Source organism: Pseudomonas sp. B707, assembly GCF_022496685.1.
GTDB lineage: Bacteria > Pseudomonadota > Gammaproteobacteria > Pseudomonadales > Pseudomonadaceae > Aquipseudomonas > Aquipseudomonas paraglycinae.
On record NZ_WTVE01000008.1, the window covers coordinates 1 to 19912 of the forward strand.

General features: G+C 58.5%; 19 protein-coding genes and 2 tRNA genes. 11 read left to right on the plus strand and 10 right to left on the minus strand.

Features of this window, described 5'->3' with window-relative positions:
- Positions 1–116 precede the first annotated feature (116 nt).
- Positions 117–193, plus strand: a tRNA-Arg gene (locus tag GQX66_RS02465).
- Between the two features lie 19 nt (positions 194–212).
- Here GQX66_RS02465 and GQX66_RS02470 read toward each other — a convergent pair.
- Positions 213–731 (minus strand): cell envelope protein SmpA, encoded by a 519-nt coding sequence (locus GQX66_RS02470; protein WP_240865972.1) that lies wholly within the window; start codon positions 729–731, stop codon positions 213–215.
- Positions 732–1051: 320 nt separating this feature from the next.
- Here GQX66_RS02470 and mgtE point away from each other — a divergent pair, with 320 nt between their 5' ends.
- Complete coding sequence (gene mgtE / locus GQX66_RS02475; RefSeq protein ID WP_007960287.1) at positions 1052–2494, plus strand: magnesium transporter; 1443 nt, start codon at positions 1052–1054, stop codon at positions 2492–2494.
- Between the two features lie 115 nt (positions 2495–2609).
- On the opposite strand, the gene GQX66_RS02480 is transcribed toward mgtE, so the two are convergent.
- Positions 2610–2936 (minus strand): Arc family DNA-binding protein, encoded by a 327-nt coding sequence (locus tag GQX66_RS02480; protein WP_003178899.1) that lies wholly within the window; start codon positions 2934–2936, stop codon positions 2610–2612.
- Between the two features lie 389 nt (positions 2937–3325).
- On the opposite strand from GQX66_RS02480, the gene phnN reads away from it, so the two are divergent.
- On the plus strand, positions 3326–3895 hold the full coding sequence (phnN, locus tag GQX66_RS02485; protein ID WP_240865985.1) for a phosphonate metabolism protein/1,5-bisphosphokinase (PRPP-forming) PhnN: 570 nt from the start codon (positions 3326–3328) through the stop codon (positions 3893–3895).
- Here phnN and GQX66_RS02490 read toward each other — a convergent pair.
- Both GQX66_RS02490 and GQX66_RS02495 read right to left on the minus strand, forming a co-directional pair.
- The gene (locus GQX66_RS02490) at positions 3870–4049 is read right to left on the minus strand and encodes a PA3371 family protein (RefSeq protein WP_085745123.1); all 180 of its coding nucleotides are present in this window, start codon (positions 4047–4049) and stop codon (positions 3870–3872) included. The genes phnN and GQX66_RS02490 overlap by 26 nt on opposite strands.
- Before the next feature lie 20 nt (positions 4050–4069).
- Complete coding sequence (locus tag GQX66_RS02495; RefSeq protein WP_129974104.1) at positions 4070–4297, minus strand: hypothetical protein; 228 nt, start codon at positions 4295–4297, stop codon at positions 4070–4072.
- A gap of 284 nt (positions 4298–4581) precedes the next feature.
- On the opposite strand from GQX66_RS02495, the gene GQX66_RS02500 reads away from it, so the two are divergent.
- Positions 4582–4658, plus strand: a tRNA-Arg gene (locus GQX66_RS02500).
- Between the two features lie 56 nt (positions 4659–4714).
- Here the strand turns inward: GQX66_RS02500 and GQX66_RS02505 are convergent.
- A complete protein-coding gene (locus GQX66_RS02505; RefSeq protein WP_134023853.1) occupies positions 4715–6355 on the minus strand; it encodes a methyl-accepting chemotaxis protein in 1641 nt (546 codons plus the stop codon).
- A gap of 363 nt (positions 6356–6718) precedes the next feature.
- Here GQX66_RS02505 and GQX66_RS02510 point away from each other — a divergent pair, with 363 nt between their 5' ends.
- The 3 genes from GQX66_RS02510 to GQX66_RS02520 are packed head-to-tail and all read left to right on the plus strand — an operon-like array spanning position 6719 to position 10308.
- Positions 6719–8119, plus strand: a complete 1401-nt coding sequence (locus GQX66_RS02510) for a cytochrome c (RefSeq protein WP_240865987.1) — start codon at positions 6719–6721, stop codon at positions 8117–8119.
- Between the two features lie 3 nt (positions 8120–8122).
- Positions 8123–8677 carry a sorbitol dehydrogenase family protein gene (locus GQX66_RS02515; protein ID WP_240865990.1) on the plus strand — a complete coding sequence of 185 codons (555 nt, stop codon included), beginning with the start codon at positions 8123–8125 and terminating at the stop codon, positions 8675–8677.
- Positions 8674–10308 (plus strand): GMC family oxidoreductase, encoded by a 1635-nt coding sequence (locus GQX66_RS02520; protein WP_039772094.1) that lies wholly within the window; start codon positions 8674–8676, stop codon positions 10306–10308. Before GQX66_RS02515 ends, GQX66_RS02520 begins: the two co-directional genes overlap by 4 nt.
- Positions 10309–10389: 81 nt before the next feature.
- Here GQX66_RS02520 and GQX66_RS02525 read toward each other — a convergent pair whose 3' ends face one another.
- Positions 10390–11772 carry a lysozyme inhibitor LprI family protein gene (locus GQX66_RS02525; RefSeq protein ID WP_240866009.1) on the minus strand — a complete coding sequence of 461 codons (1383 nt, stop codon included), beginning with the start codon at positions 11770–11772 and terminating at the stop codon, positions 10390–10392.
- Positions 11773–11987: 215 nt separating this feature from the next.
- Between GQX66_RS02525 and GQX66_RS02530 the strand changes: the two genes are divergently transcribed.
- The 4 genes from GQX66_RS02530 (at position 11988) to GQX66_RS02545 (ending at position 17181) form a co-directional block, all read left to right on the plus strand.
- On the plus strand, positions 11988–13592 hold the full coding sequence (locus GQX66_RS02530) for a tetratricopeptide repeat-containing response regulator (protein ID WP_240866026.1): 1605 nt from the start codon (positions 11988–11990) through the stop codon (positions 13590–13592).
- Positions 13589–14281: a HAMP domain-containing sensor histidine kinase gene (locus GQX66_RS02535; protein WP_102717802.1), complete on the plus strand. Its 693-nt coding sequence runs from the start codon at positions 13589–13591 to the stop codon at positions 14279–14281. The genes GQX66_RS02530 and GQX66_RS02535 overlap by 4 nt, the downstream gene beginning before the upstream one ends.
- A 219-nt stretch (positions 14282–14500) precedes the next feature.
- On the plus strand, positions 14501–15742 hold the full coding sequence (locus GQX66_RS02540) for a glutamine synthetase family protein (protein ID WP_240866125.1): 1242 nt from the start codon (positions 14501–14503) through the stop codon (positions 15740–15742).
- 68 nt (positions 15743–15810) lie between these two features.
- Entirely contained in the window at positions 15811–17181 is a 1371-nt protein-coding gene (locus GQX66_RS02545; RefSeq protein ID WP_085745113.1) for an MFS transporter, read from the plus strand.
- A 61-nt stretch (positions 17182–17242) separates the two neighbouring features.
- On the opposite strand, the gene GQX66_RS02550 is transcribed toward GQX66_RS02545, so the two are convergent.
- From GQX66_RS02550 to flgA, 4 genes are all read right to left on the minus strand, one after another.
- Positions 17243–17977, minus strand: a complete 735-nt coding sequence (locus tag GQX66_RS02550; RefSeq protein ID WP_240866059.1) for a flagellar brake protein — start codon at positions 17975–17977, stop codon at positions 17243–17245.
- A 95-nt stretch (positions 17978–18072) separates the two neighbouring features.
- Complete coding sequence (locus tag GQX66_RS02555) at positions 18073–18540, minus strand: flagellar protein FlgN (RefSeq protein ID WP_240866062.1); 468 nt, start codon at positions 18538–18540, stop codon at positions 18073–18075.
- 48 nt (positions 18541–18588) lie between these two features.
- A complete protein-coding gene (gene flgM / locus GQX66_RS02560; protein WP_007960324.1) occupies positions 18589–18915 on the minus strand; it encodes a flagellar biosynthesis anti-sigma factor FlgM in 327 nt (108 codons plus the stop codon).
- A gap of 218 nt (positions 18916–19133) precedes the next feature.
- On the minus strand, positions 19134–19895 hold the full coding sequence (flgA, locus tag GQX66_RS02565; RefSeq protein WP_240866078.1) for a flagellar basal body P-ring formation chaperone FlgA: 762 nt from the start codon (positions 19893–19895) through the stop codon (positions 19134–19136).
- Positions 19896–19912: the final 17 nt, after the last annotated feature.

Consider the following 19912-nt stretch of genomic DNA (forward strand, 5'->3'; position numbering starts at 1 on the left):
TACGAACCGAGCGGTCACAGGTTCGAATCCTGTCGAGTGCACCATTTAAGAGTCAATTGCAGCAATGCGGATGACTTGGTTACAGCCAGTTGTGGTCTGGTCTAAAAACACAAATTGCACTCGTAGCTCAGCTGGATAGAGTACTCGGCTACGAACCGAGCGGTCACAGGTTCGAATCCTGTCGAGTGCACCATATACCGAAAAGCCCGCGTTTAACGCGGGCTTTTTGCTGTCCGGGATTTGGCTTTTCCCGTCACGCATCCTTTCTCATCAAAATCGATTTGAGCACTGCGGCCTCGCTTGAGGTCGTAACGATAACTCGTTGCCGAATTTCGGATGCTCACCTTGTCGGGTTTGCCCAAGGCGATTTCAACATCCTGTTGGCTCATGCCGGCGATGATTCGTTGATTGATGATTGCTTCACGTTTCTGTCGCGCGTCGATCAGATCTCCACATTTGTCCTGGGTGCGCCCGACGACGGCCATTTCTCGCTTTCTGATATTCATACCGGATATTTCTTCGTGCCGGGCTTCGGGTATCAAGGTGACTGTGGAGCCAGGCGAGTAGGGGTGAACTTCCTGCAATGAAAGGTGCTCATCGTTCGCGCAGCTCAGCGTGGTGAACGTGACGTGACCATCTGAAGCTTCGCAACGATGAAGTATCGTTGCGCTCCCGATGGCGGGCAGGCAGAGCAGGGTGGTCAGCATGAATCGGGATGTTTTCGATGGCATTCGGCGTCCTCCATGACGATTGTTCTCAAGCGTAGCCGGCAGTTTTTTCACCGCCGGTGTGTTTTCTTTTCAGGATGCGTCGTCGCAGTGTGAAGGATCAGGACAGTGCTCAGCTTTGTCTCGCAAGCGCTTGTTTCAGCCACTATTTTTTAACGTTTAAAACCGTCAGGCGGTGTATCATTGCGCCCGTCAGCCCCGCCGGGGCTTATGGAAAACCTCCATGGACTTACCCAGTAGTTATTCAGTAACCCGTTTCACCAATCATGAATTGACTGATTGATCCTTCCGGCGTGCCCCGCTGCTGGGAGTGGAGTTCGCCTATGTCCGAAATCGAAGTAAAGAAAACACAGGAAAGCCTGCAGGATCGCCTGGCTCAGGTCGTCGAGCTGCTGCAGCGCCAGCGGGTCGTCGAAGACCTGACTCATCGCCAGGAAGGCCCGCATCATGACCGGGTCGAGAACCTGGTCCACCGGCAAAACCTCGTCGAATTGCAACGCAAGCTCGACGATCTGCACTCCGCCGACGTCGCCTACATTCTTGAAGCCCTGCCGCTGGACGATCGTCTGACGCTCTGGCAACTGGTCAAGGCCGATCGCGACGGCGACATTCTTCTCGAAGTATCCGATTCCGTCCGTGAAACCCTGATCGCCGACATGGACGATCATGAGCTCCTGGCTGCGGCCAAGGACATGGATGCCGACGAACTTGCTGACCTGGCCTCCGAGCTGCCGCGAGACGTCGTCCATGAGCTGATGGAGACTCTGGACCAGCAGCAACGCGAGCGTGTGCGTTCGGCCCTCTCCTACGACGAGGAGCAGGTCGGCGCGCTGATGGACTTCGAGATGGTGACCATCCGTGAGGATGTCAGTCTCGAAGTGGTTCTGCGTTACCTGCGTCGCCTCAAAGAATTGCCGGGCCATACCGACAAACTGTTCGTGGTCGACTACGACGGCGTGCTCAAGGGCGTGCTGCCGATCAAGCGTTTGCTGGTGAATGACCCGGAGAAACAGGTTTCCGAGGTCATGGCCAGTGACCCGGTGAGTTTTCACCCGGACGAGGACGCCTATGACGCCGCTCAGGCGTTCGAACGTTACGACTTGATCTCGGCCCCCGTGGTCGACAAGAACGGCAAGCTGATCGGCCGTCTGACCATCGACGAGATGGTCGACCTGATTCGTGAGGAGAGCGAAAGCGAAGTCCTCAACATGGCGGGTCTGCGTGAAGAGGAAGATATTTTCGCCTCCGTCTGGAAGTCCCTGCGCAACCGTTGGGCGTGGCTGGCGATCAACCTGATCACCGCATTCGTCGCATCGCGGGTGATCGGCCTGTTCGAAGGTTCGATCGAGAAGCTGGTGGCCCTGGCGGCGCTGATGCCGATCGTGGCGGGCATTGGCGGCAACTCCGGCAACCAGACGATTACCATGATCGTTCGCGCCATGGCGCTCGATCAGGTCAGCACCGGCAACACCTCGCGCCTGATGCGCAAAGAGTTGGCCGTGGCGTTGATTAACGGCCTGGTCTGGGGCGGTGTGATCGGTGTGGTCGCTTACTTGCTCTACGGCAGCTGGTCGTTGGGCGTGGTGATGACGGCTGCCATGACGTTGAACCTGTTGCTGGCAGCATTGATGGGGGTGTTGATCCCGATGACTCTGGCGAAGATGGGGCGCGATCCGGCGATGGGCGCCAGTGTGATGATCACGGCCATGACCGACAGTGGTGGCTTCTTCATCTTCCTGGGGCTGGCGACGATTTTCCTGCTCTGACCGACTGCATAAAAAACAGCCCGCCAATTGGCGGGCTTTTTTTCGCCTGTAAGTAGCCCGAATCGCAGGCAAAAAAAAGCCAGCATTCATGCTGGCTTGAGATGTTCGGTTTGACTCAGGATGCGTCTGCGGCCATTTCGGCGTCGTGGGCGATCAGAGAAACCAGCGCGTTCTGCTGGCGATGGGAGAGTTGGCGGAAGCGTTGCAGCAACTCGCGTTCGTGCAGTGACAGCTCCGGGCTGTCCAGGCGCATGCTCAGCTCTTCGCCCAGTGCACCTTCCTGAATAAGACTCTGCTCAAGGCGCGCAATGATCTCGGAGTTCATGCTGCGATGATGATTGCGAGCCACCTCGGCAATGCGTTCACGCATTCCGTCTGGCAGACGTACGACGAACTTGTCAGCCGTACGGCTGGAATAAATTGCCTGTTTCAATGGGCGCATATATTTAACCGGTTAGTTCAGGGGAGCGGTTCTCGGGATTGGCCGCAGGATGAGTGGTAGGACAAGCATCCGCGCCAAATGGTTCAACCTGAATTGTTAAGAGGCGCGCATCATGCCTCAAAATTGCCAGATCATTGGCGTCAATTCTGTGACAAATATTGATCCGGGTAAAGGCGTAATGCCAGCACCAATTATCAGAAATGCGGACTGGTTTGAAAAGAAAGCATCGGCCCGTATCGCTGACCGCGTCCTGAAACATGTCGACTGATGCCCGAAGGCGTCAGAACGTGCATGCTATGCGGGTTGAATCGTTGTTCCTTACCTTGTACAGGATAGTGGCAAATGGCCGATTTACTAGGGGCAAATGCCCGCCGGAGGGCGTTTTCAGGATGGATGGCAGGCTGATTTACCTCATGGGACCTTCCGGCTCTGGCAAGGACAGTCTGATCGAGGCTGCGCGTGAACCTTTACGGGCGTTGGACTGCGAAATCATCAGGCGCGTGATCACCCGTTCGGCCGAATCCATGGGCGAGGATGCGATCGGCGTGACGCCCCAGGAGTTCCAGCAACGTCAGCGTGCAGGCAAGTTCACGCTGTGGTGGGAGGCCAACGGCCTTTCCTACGGGATTCCTGCGGAGATGGATCAGTGGTTGAAAAACGGTAAGCACGTCCTAGTGAACGGCTCTCGGGCGAACCTTCGGCAAGCGCTGGAACACTACCCGACGCTAGTGCCGGTGTTGCTCACGGTTCGGGATGATGTCCTGCGTGAGCGCCTGCACCAGCGTGGCCGGGAGACGCTTGAGCAGATCGATGCGAGGCTGGCCCGTAACACGCTGTTCAAGGACAGGCGTTCAACCGACAGCCCTGTGCACCTGATCGACAACTCGGGCGACCTGGCCGATGCCGTCAATCATTTGCTGGAGCTGGTCAGGTTCAGCGCAATACCGGATCAAACTTGATCTTGCGCCCGGCCACCAGCGCCAATACGAACAGCGCCGAAAAGACGCCGCAACCGATCAGGGGCAGGGATATTTCGGTTTGCTCGAACAGCGAAAAATGCCCGAGGCCACTCAATAAGGCGAGGATCAGAAATCCTGCAGCTGACTTGGACATGCTGTACTCCTGAGGATATTTCAAAAAACCAGACGTTCAGTCGAATGCGCCGGCAACGCCTGTTCAGATTCGCTGACCGCTTGCGGGGCGAAGCTCTGATCGCTCAACACCGCCCATTGCGGCGCCTTGTGCACTTGCAGGTAATGCGGCATGCGCCCGGCCACTTTCTCGTCGTCCTCGGGGACGAAGTGAAAGCCCACCAGGACGGCCAGTGCGATTGCGTTTGCGAACACGAGGGCGCTGTTCATGAGACGAGTCTCCGATTGTTCTTGTATAAGAATCGGTAAAGCAGCCGTCGTGCCAATAGTCTAACCGCTGTTAAATCCTTTAAAAACAAGCATTTAGCAGGGTTTTTCGAAGTGCACGCATTGCATTCTGCAATGATGGCTTTTTGCGGCGATGCAAATTGCACGGTAAAACGTCCGGCACCCTTGCAAGGCGCCTGCCTACACTTAAAAAGCCCTGCGGACGACATGACAAAACAGGGCCCGGCCGTTAACATGCACGCCGTCTGTCGCACCGACAGATTTGTGTCCCAGTAGCTCAATTGGATAGAGCATCCCCCTCCTAAGGGGAAGGTTGGCAGTTCGAACCTGCCCTGGGACACCATCTATTGAAAAAGCCCCGCGCAGAGTGATCTGGCGGGGCTTTTTGTTTTCAGGAATTTATAAGCGAAAGCGACTGACCAGAGTGTTGAACGACGCCGCCAAGTTGGACAGTTCCTGGGTCGAGGCGCTGGTCTGATGTGCGCCTGCCGCTGTCTGGGTGGAAAGATCCTGAATGTTGACCAGATTTCGGTCCACTTCACGAGCAACGTGTGCCTGTTCTTCCGAGGCTGTGGCGATGACGAGGTTGCGATCATTGATCTGCGAGATGCCGTCGGCAATCAGCTCCAATGCCTGGCCGGTCGCTTGCGCCAGTGACTGGGTTTCGCTGACCAGCGCCTGGCTTTTCCCCATGGCGCCGACGGCTTCGTCTGCACTGTTGCGAACGTCGTTGATCATGCCTTCGATTTCCCCCGTCGAAGCCTGGGTTCTTGCCGCCAGGGCTCGTACCTCGTCGGCGACCACGGCAAAACCTCGACCTTGCTCACCCGCGCGTGCAGCCTCGATGGCGGCGTTAAGCGCCAGCAGATTGGTTTGCTCGGCAATCCCCCGGATGACATCCAGAACCTTGCCGATGTCCCGTACTTTCTCTGCCAGGTCCTTGACCATGGTGGTGGAGGTGGCGATTTCCGTGGTTGCATGGTTGATCGCGGCAACGGCGTTTCGCGCTTGATCGCGTCCATTGCTGGCTTCCCGGCTGGTGGTCTGGGAGGCCTCGGAGGTGGATACCGCATTGCGCGCAACTTCCTCCACGGCGGAGGTCATTTCCGTGACAGCGGTTGCAGCCTGCTGAATCTCGTCGTTCTGACGAATCAGTCCGCGGCTTCCATTGTCAGTGACGGCGGTGAGTTCTTCGGCAGCGGACGCCAGTTGATCTGCCGCGCTGGCGATCTGCTGAATAGTGCTTTTCAGACTGCCCTGCATCTCGGCCAGGGCCGTGAGCAACTGACCGGCCTCGTCGCGGCCGGTGCTGACGATGTTTTGAGTCAAGTCGCCCCCAGCGATGCTTCGGGCGCTTTCAACGGCTTTGGAGATGGGGCGGCTGATCAGTCGGCTGATGAACAGGCCAAGCAAAATCGCCGCGACAAAGGCCAGCACGATGCCGATGTACAGCGAGGTCTTGGCGGAGGACTCCGTCAGAACCGATCGCTTCGCGGCTTCGCTGACCTGCATGTCGTTGGAGTTGGTCATGATGGTCAATTCGTCCATGACGACGCGGTAGTTTTTCTGCAGATCGCCGAGCAGCAGTTCGCGGCCATTTTCCAGGTCGCCGGCCTTCATCAGGGTCAGATACCTTTGCACGATCGCCTGGTAAACGGGCCAGGCCTTCTCCATCCGGTCACCGGCTGCACGTTCGTCGTCGGCAAGCTCGGTTTTCCGGTATTCGGCAAAGGCTTTTTCGCTCGCCAACTGGTTGGCGTTCATCGAGGCGAGGAATTCGTCTTTGGTGCTCTGTGGCAGGTTGGCGGCAGTGGCGACGTAAAGCCGATACATGTCACGGGTCTGTCCGACAGCCTTGATTTTGGTCTGCGCGACGTTGGCGACGGCGACCAGATTGTTGCCGAACACCGATCTGAGGCTCGTCGAGAGTTCGGTCACTCCCCGGCTTCCCAGCAGGCCCACCCCCAGCGTGATAAAGGCGCACGCCGCGAAGGCTGTGATCAATTTCGTGGAAAGTCTTGCGTCATTCAACCAACTCATTAGGGGGCATCCTGCTGACATGTGGGGCGGGTCAATATCGAGCGCAGCTCGTAAGCAAATGGCTTGTCGTCGTACATCTTTCGGCTGCGGAGTCCACAACTGTAGGGTTACAGGTTGTTTCTTATCTAAATATATTCCGCATTAAACCCCTTGTAACCAGCGGTTTAGAGCATTCAGCACATACATACAAAAGATGGCACTTGGCCTTTTCTATTTATTGCCAAGTGTTACATTGTGTGGAATATTCCAAAAAATACGTACGACATCGTACCTCCTCGTTCTTGGCTTCCGAGATGACGAGGATGCCGTGTTCGTGATTTCCAGAACCGTGAAAAAAGAACGAAGCAGCCTAGGGTAGGACTCATGTCGCGTCGCATTGATAAAGGGAAACGCAGGGGGTACGCCTTTGCCGGATTGGTCACGCTGTTGATCGCCATGGCCGGAGCCGTGCATGGCGAGGCGCTCGACAGCAGCGCGTCGGTTGGCAAGCGTTTGGCGATAGCCGCTGACTGTGTGGCTTGTCATACGGCGCCAGGCGGCAGGGCTTTTGCGGGCGGCTATCCGCTCGGTTCACCGATGGGCACGATCTACTCGACCAACATCACGCCTTCGAAAACGGCGGGTATCGGCAATTACACGTCAGAGCAATTCGCCCGTGCGGTGCGTGACGGGGTGGCGGCCGATGGCACTCGGCTTTACCCGGCGATGCCCTACACCTCCTATTCGAAGATGACCGACAGCGACATTGCTGCGCTCTACGACTACTTCATGCATGAAGTGGCGCCGGTCGATACGCTGAACCAGAAAACCGCTCTGGATTTCCCGTTCAATATCCGCGCGTCGATGATTGGCTGGAACGCGCTGTTCCACAGCAAAACACGCTTCACGCCGGATCCGGCCAAGTCCGCCGAGGTCAATCGCGGCGACTATCTGGTCAACGGCCTGGCTCACTGCGATACCTGCCACACACCGCGCAATGTCCTGATGGCGGCCGACAGCGCAAAACCGTTGGCCGGCGGATCACTGGGCAGTTGGTATGCCCCCAATATCACTTCCGACAAAGTCAGCGGCATCGGTGCCTGGTCGAGCGACGAGATCGTGGCCTATCTGCGTACCGGTCACGTCGAGGGCAAGGCCCAGGCGGCGGGGCCGATGGCCGAGGCGGTGGAGAACAGTCTGCAGCATTTGAGCGATGTGGATCTCAAAGCCATTGCGGCCTATCTGCTGCAGACGGCGCCGATCAACAGTGGGGAAACCAAAGCCCGCCACGAGTACGGTCAGGCCTCGGTCGATGAATTGACGCTGCGCGGAGGCAAACCGGGGGACAACCCGGGCTGGCAGATATTCAGTGGCACTTGCGCCAACTGCCATCAGCCGAACGGTCAAGGCACGCGGGAATACCCATCGCTGTTTCACAACACCGCCACCAGTCGCAGCGACAACCTGATCGCGACCATCGTGTACGGCCTGCATCGTGAAGTCGACGGTGTGGCCATCGACATGCCGGGTTTCGGCCCTGACGCGCTGTTCACCGACCGCCTGAACGACCAGCAGATTGCCGACGTCAGCAACTACGTGCTGTCGCGCTACGGCAATGCCGACACGATTGTCACCGCCGCCGATGTGGCGCAGGTACGGGACGGTGGTCCCAAGGCACCGCTGGCAGTAATGGCGAAGTTTACGACCCCGGTCATCATTCTCGTGTGCGTGTTGATGGGCCTGGGCGCATGGGCCTTGATTGCACGTCGGCGCAAGGAGGCCTGAGCAATGGACACTTCAATGACGCACAAACACGAAAAAACTCAAACCGAAAGCTCGACTGGGCTCACTCGCCGCAATCTGTTGCGTGGTTCCGTGACGCTGGGCCTGGCCGCGATGATCGGCAGTGCGCTGCCCTGGCAGTCGGTGCTGGCAGCGCAGGTATCGAGCGACGATTTCATTGCGCTGTCGCAGTTTCTGGTCAGCCGTGCGGTCAATCCGGTTCTGGCCGATCGTTATTACGTTGCGCTGGACAAGCGCGCGCCGAATTTCTCGACCAACGTGATTGCCTTGAAGCAATTGATCGGCGCGCAGGGGTACCGGCATGTCGATGAATACCTGGCGCAACCGAATCCGGATCCATCGCTGCGGGCTACGGCCACCAGCATCATTTCCGCCTGGTATCTGGGCATCGTCGGTGAGCCGGCGGATGCGGAGCTGATCAGCTATTCCCTCGCCATGATGTATCAGCCCACTCACGGCATTCTCATCATTCCAACCTACGGTGGCGGCCCGGATTCATGGGGTTCCAAACCAGCAGTCATTCAGGACTCGACAGTATGAGCAGCGATCAATTCGATGCCGATGTGGTGATCATCGGTTCCGGTGTCATGGGCGGTCTGATCGCCACGGGCCTGGCCAAAGCGAACAAGTCGGTGATCGTGCTCGAGGCCGGTCCCCGGGTGAATCGCCGTGATGTGGTGGAAACATTCCGCAATGCCCCGGTAAAACTCTCGCTGGCCAATGCCAAGCTGCAGGGCGCCGGGTCGCCCTATCCGAGCCTGCCTCACGCGCCGTCGACCTACGGCGACTATTTGCAGCAGGTAGGGCCAGTGAAATACAACACTTCTTACTTGCGTGTGGTGGGCGGCACCACCTGGCACTTCGGTTCCTCGCTGTGGCGCATGCTGCCCAACGATTTTCGTCTCAAGTCGTTGTATGGCCGTGGTCGTGACTGGCCGATCAGTTATGACGAGCTGGAACCGTATTACGCTCGGGCTGAAATCGAACTGGGCGTTTCCGGTGTCGACGGCCAGGACGAAAGCGGGCAGGGCGGGGACGCCTATCCGCCGCGCTCGATTCCCTATCCGATGGAGGGCCTGAAGCCGAGCTACATGTTCAAGCGCCTCTCCGAATTGCTCAGCAAGGGCGGGTATAACCCGATCCTCGAGCCGAACGGCCGGGCAACCCGCCCCTATGGCAAACGGCCTCCCTGTGCCGGCAACAACAACTGCAACCCGGTATGCCCGATTGCAGCCAAGTACGACGGTTCGATGCACATCGATGAGGCCGAGCGCCATGGCGCCAAGGTGCTGGACAACTCCGTCGTCTACAAGATCGAGGCGGGCGACGACGGCAAGATCACCGCGATCTGGTACATGCGCCCCGACAAGTCCAAACACAAACTGACCGCCCGGGCCTTTGTATTGGCGGCATACGGTATCGAGTCGCCGAAGCTGCTGTTGATGTCGACCTCGGAAAAGTACCCGAACGGGATTGCCAACTCCTCGGATCAGGTCGGGCGCAACCTGATGGATCACACCGGCATCAGCATGAACGTCATGACCAAGGAAGACATGTGGCCGGGCGAAGGGCCGACGCAATTGCTGGTCTATCTGAACAGTCGCGATGGCGCGTTTCGCAACGATTACCCGAGCTACAAGATCAAGGTGCGCAACACCGTGCCGACGTCGCAAATCACCTCGAACCTGATCGCCAAAGGCGTGCTGGGCTCGAAGCTCGATGAGCAGATCCGCCTGCAATCGGCGCGCTCCCTGAACTGGGCCGTCGACTTCGAAACCTTGCCGCTGCCGGAAAACCGGGTCACCCCGAGCAAGACCAAGTTCGACGCCATCGGTCTGCCGGTTCCCGAGATCTACTACAGCGTTCCCGACTACTGGCACGCCGGTAAAGAGAAGGCGCTGGAAGACTTCAAGCAGTTTGCAAAACTGCTCGACGCCGACATCCTCAGCACCGACACGGGCTTCCAGAACCGTCAGCACATCATGGGCACCACCATCATGGGCGATGATCCGAAAGACTCGGTGGTAGACCGCGATTGCCGCAGTCACGACCATTCCAACCTGTTCATTGCGGGGACGAGCGTCATGCCATCGTCCTCCTGCGTGAACCCGACGCTGACAGGTGCGGCATTGAGTATTCGGATTGCCGATGTGTTGGTGGCGGAGGTCTGAGAAGCGCCCTGAAGTACAAAGCCCCACGTAGAGGTGTCTGGTGGGGCTTTTTTGTGTCTTTCAATCTTGCAGGAGGAAAGGCTAGAAAATTTCAGCTCCACCCTCTGCCTTTCCAATCGAGGTTGTGACGTTCGTGAAATGTCGGCGGCCGTTGACTGAGAAGCCCCGTTCGGGATCCTGAGACCCAGGCTTGCGCAAAGTCAGCAAGGCGGGCAATCCGTCTTTCTCGCTGTAACTACCAAACCAATTGTTCAGCCTTGCGATGAAGCACTCTTTGTCGATGAAAACTGGCAAGTCCATGACGGTTTCTACTGCGTAGTAACCTGCGCCGTAACTGTAATAATCATCGTCACCCGAGCCCGATGCAGGAATAGGGCAGAGGGGACCTTTGTGTTGGCTGGGTTGTTGAGGTTTACCCGCACCCGATTGGATCAGGGCTTTTATGAGAGTCTTTCGCAAAACTGGGTCCAGTACGTAGCTGGTACTGCTTTCCTCGGAGTATTGATTACTCGGCACGATCAACTTGTAGTCATACCGAACTGTCACCGTTGGTATTTGGCTGTTGATCTTCAGGGGATTGAGCAAGTACACATCATCAGCACCGTATGAGCCGTTGCGGTAGGCGAGATACATTCTTCCGTGAGATTTGATCCAGCCTGCCGACTGGTTGGCGCCGCGATCACTGGTGGAGAACAACGAGCTGCCGGCGCCGGCTTCCGGATCATACGGGGCCAACCTTCTAGTAAAGCGCTCTCCATCTCGACGGAAGGTTTCATGGAAACTGAACAGGCTCGTACCACCGGTATAGGTTGAAACGAACAGATCCCGTTGGCCGTCGCCGTCCAGGTCTATCAATGTGTAATTCACCTGACCTTGCTCGGCATCAGCATCGAGGCCGGAAGCGTTAAGCGCTTTCCATTCATCCTGGGTGACGCCCTTGGGAATACTTTTGGGGAACACGGTCTGATCCTCGGCTGGGTCGTCATTTGGATCGCCGGAGAATGAGGTTTCGCCTTTTTCGCTGGTGAGAGAGCCAAGTGCCCGCTCCAGTGCAAACTCCGGACTTTCCTTACTCATCTCCCGAACCCGTTGCTGCAGATCCTCCATGACCTGTCTATCGATCTCGTCCGGTTTGTAGGCCACCGCGTCGATCCACTGCGCGTGCAATACCTGCAAACGATCCTGATAACGCTGGCTCAGACAACTGGCCTCCTCGCCACATCGATCACGCTCCTGCAGCCACTGACGCTGAGCCTTTTTCACTTCCGCCTGCGCCGGTGCAGCCTTCATCAATTTCCGGTAAGCCGCCCCCATCTGCGCATCCAGCTCATGCAACGGCTTGTCCGCGCAAATCGCCTTCTCCACAACACTCGCCGCCTTTGTGCAGTCCATTCCGCTCGCCAGTGCCTGCTGCAAAAACAGCAGCGCACAGGCCGACACGATGTAGCGTCCCTTGATGTACACGATGAATCCTTTGCCGTTGGAAGGTGAGAACCGCCGCGCAGGGTAATCCTTGCGCAACGAATCTTGAACCCTCGCTTCAAGAGAACCCCTGATCCGGCCGATAACCCATTCGGTGACTTCAGAGTCGCGCGAAATCGCTTGATAGCATTTGGCCGGCAGCTATCATCTGCGCGCCTGGAAATGGTCCATCCTCTTCAATTGCCTGGAAATCCTCGATGCTGTCGTATCACCAAAAGAGTTTTCTGATCGTCGATGATTTCTCGGATTTCCGCAGTTCCGTGCGTTCGATGTTGCGCGAGTTGGGTGTCAAGGATGTGGACACCGCCGACACGGGTGAGCAGGCGCTGAAAATGTGCGCGCAGAAGTCCTACGATTTCATCCTTCAGGACTTCCACCTCGGTGACGGCAAGAAGAACGGTCAGCAGGTGCTGGAAGACCTGATGATGGAAAAGCTGATCAGCCACGAAGCGGTGTTCGTGATGGTCACGGCCGAAACCAGTCAGGCGATGGTGCTCAGTGCCCTGGAGCACGAGCCGGACGCGTACCTGACCAAGCCGTTCAACCGCTCCGGCCTGGCTCAGCGGCTGGAGCGTCTGGAGCAGCGCAAGACCCTGCTCAAACCGATTCTGCAAGCCCTCGACCGTGGTAAACCGGTCGAGGTGCTCAACGCCTGTATCGCCCTGTGCAAACAGGACATCCGTTATTCGCCGCTGTGCCTGCGCTATCGCGCCGATGCGTTGCGCGACATGAACCAGAACGAAGCGCTCGAGCGTCTTTACGACAGCATCATCGCTGATCGGCCGTTGCCATGGGCGTTTGCCGGGTTGGGCAAATTGCTGTTCAAGCGCGGGCAGGTCAGTCAGGCCAAAGGCGTTTATGAAAAAGCCCTGAAGGTCTTCCCGATGATGCCGGCGCTGTACGACGGCATGGCCGACGTGCTGGTCGCCGAAGGCGATACCAAAGGCGCGCAGCAAGTGCTGGAGGAAGCCATTCGCCTGTCGCCGCTGGCGGTGCGCCGTCAGGCGTTGCTGGGCAAACTGGCGATGGCCAACGAAGATTTCGACACCGCTTCCCGGGCCTATCGTCAGGCGGTGAATCAGGGCGCGCAATCGCGCTTCAAGGATCCGGAAAGCAATCTCGGCCTGGCTCACGCGCTGATCAGCAAGGGCAGTGAGCGCGGGCTCGACACCCGCACGCGTCTGGAGATCAACACCACACTGAGTGCGGTGGCGAAAGAAAACCCGACCGACCCGGGCCTGCAGATTCGCGCGCGTCTGATGAAGGCCACGAGCCTGTTGCTCAACGATGCCGAGACCGCCGAAAAACTTACCGAACAAGCGCTGATGCGCCTCGACGGCATGGAGCAGTTCATGAGCCCCGAGGCGGCGTTGCTGGTCGCCAAGCAATTGCAGATGCTCGGTCAGGCCGAGGCGGGCACTTCGATGCTCAAGAGTTGTGCGGAAATCTACGGCGATGACCCGGCGGTGATGAAAGACATCGCCAAGCTGACCGACGACCCGACTATTCTCAGCTCCAGCAACGCGGCCGCCGACCTCAACCGTCAGGGCGTGCGCGTGTACAAGACCGGCAACCTGGTGGAGGCCCGCGAGGTGTTCCGCAAGGCGCTGAAGATGCAACCGAAGAACATCAGTATCGCGCTGAACATGGCCCAGTCGCTGCTGCACGGCACCGACACCAATGTGCCGTCGGCGGAGCTGGAAGAATGTCGGGCCTGCCTGAAACTGGTGGGCATGATGCCCGATACCGACGCGCGTTATCCGCGTTATCAGAAGCTGAAAAGCAAGGCGTTTGGCGAATGAACCAAGACGAGCAGGCACTGGATTTTTCCACGGTGATCGCCTCCACCGTGCACGACATGAAGAACTCTCTGGCGATGCTGATGCAGGCCCACAGCCAATGGCTGGCACGCTTGCCCGAAGCGCAGCGCCAGGGGCCGGAGCAGGGCGTGATCGACTTCGAGTTCGCCCACCTCAACGGCATGCTGGTGCAACTGCTCGGGCTGTACAAGCTTGGGGTGAATCAGATGCCGTTGCAGCCGGCCTATCACGAGCTGGACGATTTCATCGAAGCGCAACTGGCGGCGCATCAGGAAGTGTTCGCCAGTCGTGGAATCATCGCCACTTACGAAGTCGATCCGCTCAGTCCGCTGGGTTTCTTTGATCGCGAACTGATCGCCTCTGTGCTGGGCAACTGCATCAACAACGCGATCCGTTACGCCCGTGAATCGCTGCTGATCACCGTCAGCGACGAAGCCGGGCAATTGGTGCTGAGCATCAATGACGACGGCGACGGTTACCCGGCCGAAATGCTCGAGCGCCAGTCCGATTACGTGCAGGGCATCAACCACAGCAGTGGCAGCACCGGGCTGGGTCTGTACTTCGCCGGACGCATCGCTGCGCTGCATCAGCGCAACGGTGTTGGCGGTCGGACCGAGATCCGTAATGGCGGCCCGTTGGGCGGCGGCGTGTTCAGTATTTACCTGCCCTGAATCACCGATTCATCGACCGGAATTCTTTTTGTTGGCTGCTGCTTGATATTCCGAACAGCCGAAGCCTATTTTGTCCGGGTCGCCGTTCGCGGCTCGCACAATAACAAGGATTGCGTCATGACAACCGATGGCCAGCGTTCACTCGCGCAGCGATTGACGGGCATTGATGAGATTGAATGTGTCACGCCGGATTTGAACGGCGTGCCACGGGGCAAGGTAATGACCGCCGAGGGTTTCCTCGAAGGGCGGCGTTTGCAGTTGGCTCGGGGGGTGCTGCTGCAATGCATCATGGGCGGTTATCCCGCCGCGAAATTCTATGGCAGCGATGACGGCGATCTGGCGCTGGTGGCCGATCCTGCGCAAATCCATCCGTTGCCATGGAGTGAAGAGCCACGGGCCTTTGCAATCTGTGATGCCGACGAGCTGACCGGTGAAAGCTCCAACCTGTCGACCCGTGGCCAGCTCAAGAAAGTCATTGCCCGCTACGCAGCCCTCGGTCTGGCGCCGGTGGTGGCGACCGAACTCGAATTCTTTGTGTTCGCTCCTAACACCGACCCGACCCAGCCGTTCCAGCCGCCCGTCGGTCTCGACGGTCGTCGCGAGGACGGTCACTCGGCGTTCAGCGTCAGCTCCAATAACGGTCTGCGGCCGTTCTTCAGTGAAGTCTATAAATGCATGGCCGCCCTCGGTCTGCCGCGCGATACCTTCATGCACGAAATGGGCGTCAGCCAGTTCGAGATCAACCTGCTGCACGGTGATCCGCTGCTGCTGGCCGACCAGACCTTCCTGTTCAAACACCTGCTCAAGGAAGTCGCACTCAAGCACGGCCTGACCGTGGTGTGCATGGCCAAGCCGCTGGCGCACACGCCGGGCAGTTCGATGCACATTCACCAGAGCATCGTCGAAATCGGCAGCGGCAAGAATGTGTTCAGCGACGCGGATGGTCAGCCGACCGCGATGTTCCGTCACTTCATCGGCGGGCAGCAGGCGGGCATGGCTGACTTCACCGCGCTGTTTGCGCCGAACGTCAATTCCTACCAGCGCCTGTGCCATCCGTTTGCGTCGCCGAACAATGCCTGCTGGTCCCACGACAACCGCGCCGCCGGGCTGCGCATTCCCGCCAGCTCGCCGGTTGCGCGTCGGGTCGAGAACCGCTTGCCGGGTGCCGATGCGAACCCGTATCTGGCGATTGCCGCAAGCCTGGCCGCCGGCCTGTACGGCATCGAGCATGAACTCGAACCAAGCGAAGCGATTCAAGGCGAGTTCGACGTGCCGGACCATCTTTCGCTGCCGTGTACCTTGCACGCGGCGCTCGAACGTCTGAAACACAGCCAGCTTGCAAAGGAACTGTTCGGCACGGAGTTCATCGAAGGCTACATCGCTTCGAAGACCATGGAGTTGACCAGTTTCTTTGACGAAATCACTCCCTGGGAACGCCGTGTTCTAGCAGCCCAGGCCTGACGACATGTCGCCGTCGGGCTATCGTTTGATAGCCCGATACTTACCGCAAGGAGCCGCTCGGAACGCCGATGCGCCAAATCTGGAAATCCTTTCGAGCGCTGTATTTCGCCTCGCTGATGATGTTGATCGGCTCGGGCCTTCTTTCTACTTATCTGGCTTTGCGTCTGGCTGCCGACCATGTCGACGGGTTGTGGGTCGGTGCGTTGATGGCGGCCAACTATTTCGGTCTGGTGCTGGGCGGCAAGATCGGTCACCGCCTGATTGCCCGGGTCGGGCATATCCGTGCCTACTCGGCGTGTGCCGGGATCGTCGGTGCGGCGGTGCTCGGTCATGGCCTGGTGGACTGGCTGCCGGCCTGGCTGGTGCTGCGGACCATCGTCGGCCTCGGCATGATGTGCCAATACATGGTCATCGAGAGCTGGCTGAACGAGCAGGCTGACGCCAATCAGCGCGGTCTGGTGTTCAGCGGCTACATGATCGCGTCGTATCTGGGGCTGGTGCTCGGTCAGCTGATTCTGGTCATGCACCCGGGCCTTGGCCTGGAACTGCTGATGCTGGTCGCGCTGTGCTTCGCCCTGTGTCTGGTGCCGGTGGCACTGACCCGACGGATTCACCCGGCGCCGCTGCACCCGGCGCCGATGGAGCCGCGCTTCTTTATCAAGCGTGTGCCGCAGTCGCTGAGCACGGTGCTCGGGGCGGGGCTGATCATCGGTTCGTTCTACGGTCTGGCGCCGCTGTATGCCTCGCAGCAGGGGCTGTCCACCGAGCAGGTCGGTCTGTTCATGGGTAGCTGCATTTTTGCCGGGTTGGTGGTGCAGTGGCCGTTGGGCTGGTTGTCCGACCGCTATGACCGGGCGCTGCTGATCCGCTGTTTTGCGCTGTTCCTCGCGATTGCCGCGTTGCCGCTGGCGATCCTGCCGCAGGTGCCGCTGGAGGTTCTGTTCGTGGTCGGCTTCCTCTGCTCGCTGGTGCAGTTTTGCCTGTACCCGTTGGCGGTGGCGTTCTCCAACGACCACGTCGAAGGCGAGCGCCGGGTGTCACTGACGGCGATGTTGCTGGTGACCTACGGCGTGGGCGCCAGTATCGGGCCGCTGGCGGCCGGGGTGCTGATGAAGCTGTTCGGGCCGCAGAGCCTGTATGCGTTCTTCACCTTTTTCGCGTTGGTGCTGGTGTGGCGGATCCGACCGAAAGCCGTGACCAATCTGCACCAGGTGGACGATGCACCGCTGCATCACGTGGCGATGCCGGACAGCATGTCCAGTTCGCCGCTGGTGGCTGCGCTCGACCCGCGGGTTGACGAACAAGTGGTGCAGGAGCAGATGCAGAATACGGTCGCTCCTGAACCGGAGCCTGAGCCAGAACCTGAACCAGAATCTGCCGCGCCCACCGACTCGACAGTCGAAGACGAGGGGCCGGACATCACTCCCGCCAAGCCGTGATCCGGGCATAAAAAAAACGGGCAGTCACCGCAGTGACTGCCCGTTTTTTCATGCCTGCCGATCAGAGGTCGTCTTTATCGAACCGACGCGCTTCGCGTTGCAGTTGATAAACGAAACGCTCGACGTTGCGGGCCGCCGGGCCGCTGATGTTGTGAAAGCGCAGGCCGGCGAAGGTGATGTTGAGCTTTTCTTCGAAGTGCAGGTAACGCAGCTCGACCGATACCGGTTGGTTGCCGAACAGCGGCGCGGCGATCAGGCGATCATAGACCTGGCCCAGTTGCAGGCGGTCAGTGATGTCGCCTTCGAAACGCAGCTTGCAACCGGTGGCAGAGATATCCAGCAATTTGCCGCCGATCGGCGACTTGAGCTTTTCGCCACCCAGTTCGACGCTGACCAGGTCGGTCAGCTTCAGGGCGGCGCGGAAGGCATTGCGGCGCTGGTGATAAACCACTTCGGTGGGCAGGTCGCCGCTGTAGAAGCGGTCGCCGTCGGAATCCTTGATGCTCAGCGTTCCTGTACATTCCCAGGCGATGCGCACGCCATCATGAAAGCCCTCAACCTTGAACGGTTCGCCTGCTTCCAGAAAACGTTCGCCGTCGCGCGGGATCATTTCATCAAGCTTGATCGAACCGTTTTCGCGATCGACTTCAATCAGGTAGCTCTGGAAGCGCTGGCTACGCTCGTGAAAGGTGATGATCAGCGGATCGTGGCTCTCTTGCAGCTGGCGCAGATTGCTGGAGATCTCCAGGGGCGTGGTGAGCACCTTTGGGGGCTGCGGAGCGTCATCGTTGGACACGTTAAATCAATCTCCAGACAAAATTTGACTACGGCTGGCCAGTATTTTGCCAGCATGTTTCGCACGTTGATAGGGCGCAAGCATAGAAGAAAGCATCACGCCTGGCTGAGCGCGCGCGGTTTCTGCAGTTTGGAGAAGGTGCCACTGGCGTCATAGAGCGCAGGAGGCTCGCCGCCGGTAAGGATTTTCAGCTGATTGGCCGTAGCGGCCTGCTGCATGATGATCGACTGGCCGTTCTTGACGTTGGCCGCCTGGCACTGGGCGATCAGGTCGGTCAGGACATCGCTCTGGCTCAGCAACTGATCGCCGATGCTCGACTGGCTGGCCAATTGTTCCAGGCCTGCGCGGTCGAGCGACAGATTGAGACTGGCGAGGATTTCGCTGCGCTTGCGGCCATGCTGTTCGAGCAGAATGATCAATGCCTGTTTGCGCGCCAGAATTTCTTCCAGCAGAGGCATGTCGCGACCGTGCAAGGCGATGGACTCGGTTTGCAGTAACTCCAGCAATTGTTGAGCTGGAGCAAAGTCGTCGATGATCAGTTGCAATAAATTAGTGTCGTGCATGGCTGGCCTTGGGTTTTAAGCGTCCAAAAGCCTGGCGCTGACCGAGGCCTAGCGCTGGGCTTCGAAATTAAGCAGTTTGCTGGCTACACGGTTGCTGTCGACCTTGTAGCTGCCATCGGCAATCGCTGCTTTCAACTCGGCCACGCGGGCTTTATCGACGGCAGGCTGATCGCGCAGCTTGTCAGTGACCTTCTGCAACTGTTGAGCCTCATTGCTGAGGTGTACCGATTCCCCGCTTTTTGCGGTACTGGCCTGTTCGGCCGGGGTATTCAGCGGCGCGGAGGTGCCGGTTTCGGCGGTTTCCTTGGCGTTGCTGGTACGTGTACTGCCCGTAAGTGACGAGGAGCTGTTCAAACGGCTGAAATCGATGACCATGTTAAAAACCTCTGGGAATTTGGACGCTTGCCATGTTCTCGGCCATCCCCTGGAAAACTTTAGGCTCATTTAGCAATGAGCTTGCATGCGCCGTTGCAGATCCTGCTGCGGCACAGTTTAGGGAACAGCTCTGGTCAGCGCCAGTTTTCTGCTTGAGTACTCAGAGGCTTTTCAAATATCCGTTCATACAGTCGCTCACATCACCGCTACATGGCCGCTCACATGGCAACTTCCACCTGGCCCGGCGCGATAACCTGCGCCTTGATAACCCGTTGGGAATTGAGGTTTTTCACCCGAATCTGTTCTTTCAGGCCGCCGTTCGACAGGGCTTCGCCCGGCATCCGGACGGCGAGGGTGCCGCTGCGGGCAGTGATCACCACTTGATCGCCCTTGCGAACCACTTCCGCCTGTTCCAGATGCACCAGGGTAATGACTTGATCGGCTACCGTTGGTCGGGTCAATTTCTGGCCGATGGCTTCATCCACCGACGTCAGAAAACCCTGATTGATCGTGCTGACGTCGCGCTCGCGCAAGGTCACGTCCTGAGGCTCGATGATGCCGGCGCGCTTGAGTGGCCGCGTGGTGGTGACAATCTCGCGAAACAGGCGGACTTGAGCGGGCACGAACACCGTCCAGGGGGAGGCGCCTTCGCAACGGACCTTGACCGTGACACGGCCCAGAGGGCGTGCCGGACTCTCCAGTGTCGCTGTCAATTCCTTGTCGCACATAGGCATGCGCATGCGGGGATCGAGCTGGTTGACCTCGATTTCATAACGGCCTTCCGTTTGACTGGTAGCCAGATAGTCTTCTACGGTGAATTCAAGAAAGCCCTGAGTGACGCCGATAAGCATGTCAGGCAAGGTAACCGCATCAGCACCGGCAGGGCTGCCAGCGAAAAAAAGGCAAACGGCGGACATCGCGCAAAGCCTTCTGCGGAGGGGAGATGTCAGGCGTCGGAAAAATGTCGTTTGAGCGTTCATACGAGTTAAAAAGCAAG

Bases quoted from the DNA above. Each gene is read 5' to 3' on its own strand.
- GQX66_RS02470 (WP_240865972.1), bottom strand. From the start codon at position 731: ATGCCATCGAAAACATCCCGATTCATGCTGACCACCCTGCTCTGCCTG.
- mgtE (WP_007960287.1), top strand. From the start codon at position 1,052: ATGTCCGAAATCGAAGTAAAGAAAACACAGGAAAGCCTGCAGGATCGC.
- GQX66_RS02480 (WP_003178899.1), bottom strand. From the start codon at position 2,936: ATGCGCCCATTGAAACAGGCAATTTATTCCAGCCGTACGGCTGACAAG.
- phnN (WP_240865985.1), top strand. From the start codon at position 3,326: ATGGATGGCAGGCTGATTTACCTCATGGGACCTTCCGGCTCTGGCAAG.
- GQX66_RS02490 (WP_085745123.1), bottom strand. From the start codon at position 4,049: ATGTCCAAGTCAGCTGCAGGATTTCTGATCCTCGCCTTATTGAGTGGC.
- GQX66_RS02495 (WP_129974104.1), bottom strand. From the start codon at position 4,297: ATGAACAGCGCCCTCGTGTTCGCAAACGCAATCGCACTGGCCGTCCTG.
- GQX66_RS02505 (WP_134023853.1), bottom strand. From the start codon at position 6,355: ATGAGTTGGTTGAATGACGCAAGACTTTCCACGAAATTGATCACAGCC.
- GQX66_RS02510 (WP_240865987.1), top strand. From the start codon at position 6,719: ATGTCGCGTCGCATTGATAAAGGGAAACGCAGGGGGTACGCCTTTGCC.
- GQX66_RS02515 (WP_240865990.1), top strand. From the start codon at position 8,123: ATGGACACTTCAATGACGCACAAACACGAAAAAACTCAAACCGAAAGC.
- GQX66_RS02520 (WP_039772094.1), top strand. From the start codon at position 8,674: ATGAGCAGCGATCAATTCGATGCCGATGTGGTGATCATCGGTTCCGGT.
- GQX66_RS02530 (WP_240866026.1), top strand. From the start codon at position 11,988: ATGCTGTCGTATCACCAAAAGAGTTTTCTGATCGTCGATGATTTCTCG.
- GQX66_RS02535 (WP_102717802.1), top strand. From the start codon at position 13,589: ATGAACCAAGACGAGCAGGCACTGGATTTTTCCACGGTGATCGCCTCC.
- GQX66_RS02540 (WP_240866125.1), top strand. From the start codon at position 14,501: ATGACCGCCGAGGGTTTCCTCGAAGGGCGGCGTTTGCAGTTGGCTCGG.
- GQX66_RS02545 (WP_085745113.1), top strand. From the start codon at position 15,811: ATGCGCCAAATCTGGAAATCCTTTCGAGCGCTGTATTTCGCCTCGCTG.
- GQX66_RS02555 (WP_240866062.1), bottom strand. From the start codon at position 18,540: ATGCACGACACTAATTTATTGCAACTGATCATCGACGACTTTGCTCCA.
- flgM (WP_007960324.1), bottom strand. From the start codon at position 18,915: ATGGTCATCGATTTCAGCCGTTTGAACAGCTCCTCGTCACTTACGGGC.
- flgA (WP_240866078.1), bottom strand. From the start codon at position 19,895: ATGAACGCTCAAACGACATTTTTCCGACGCCTGACATCTCCCCTCCGC.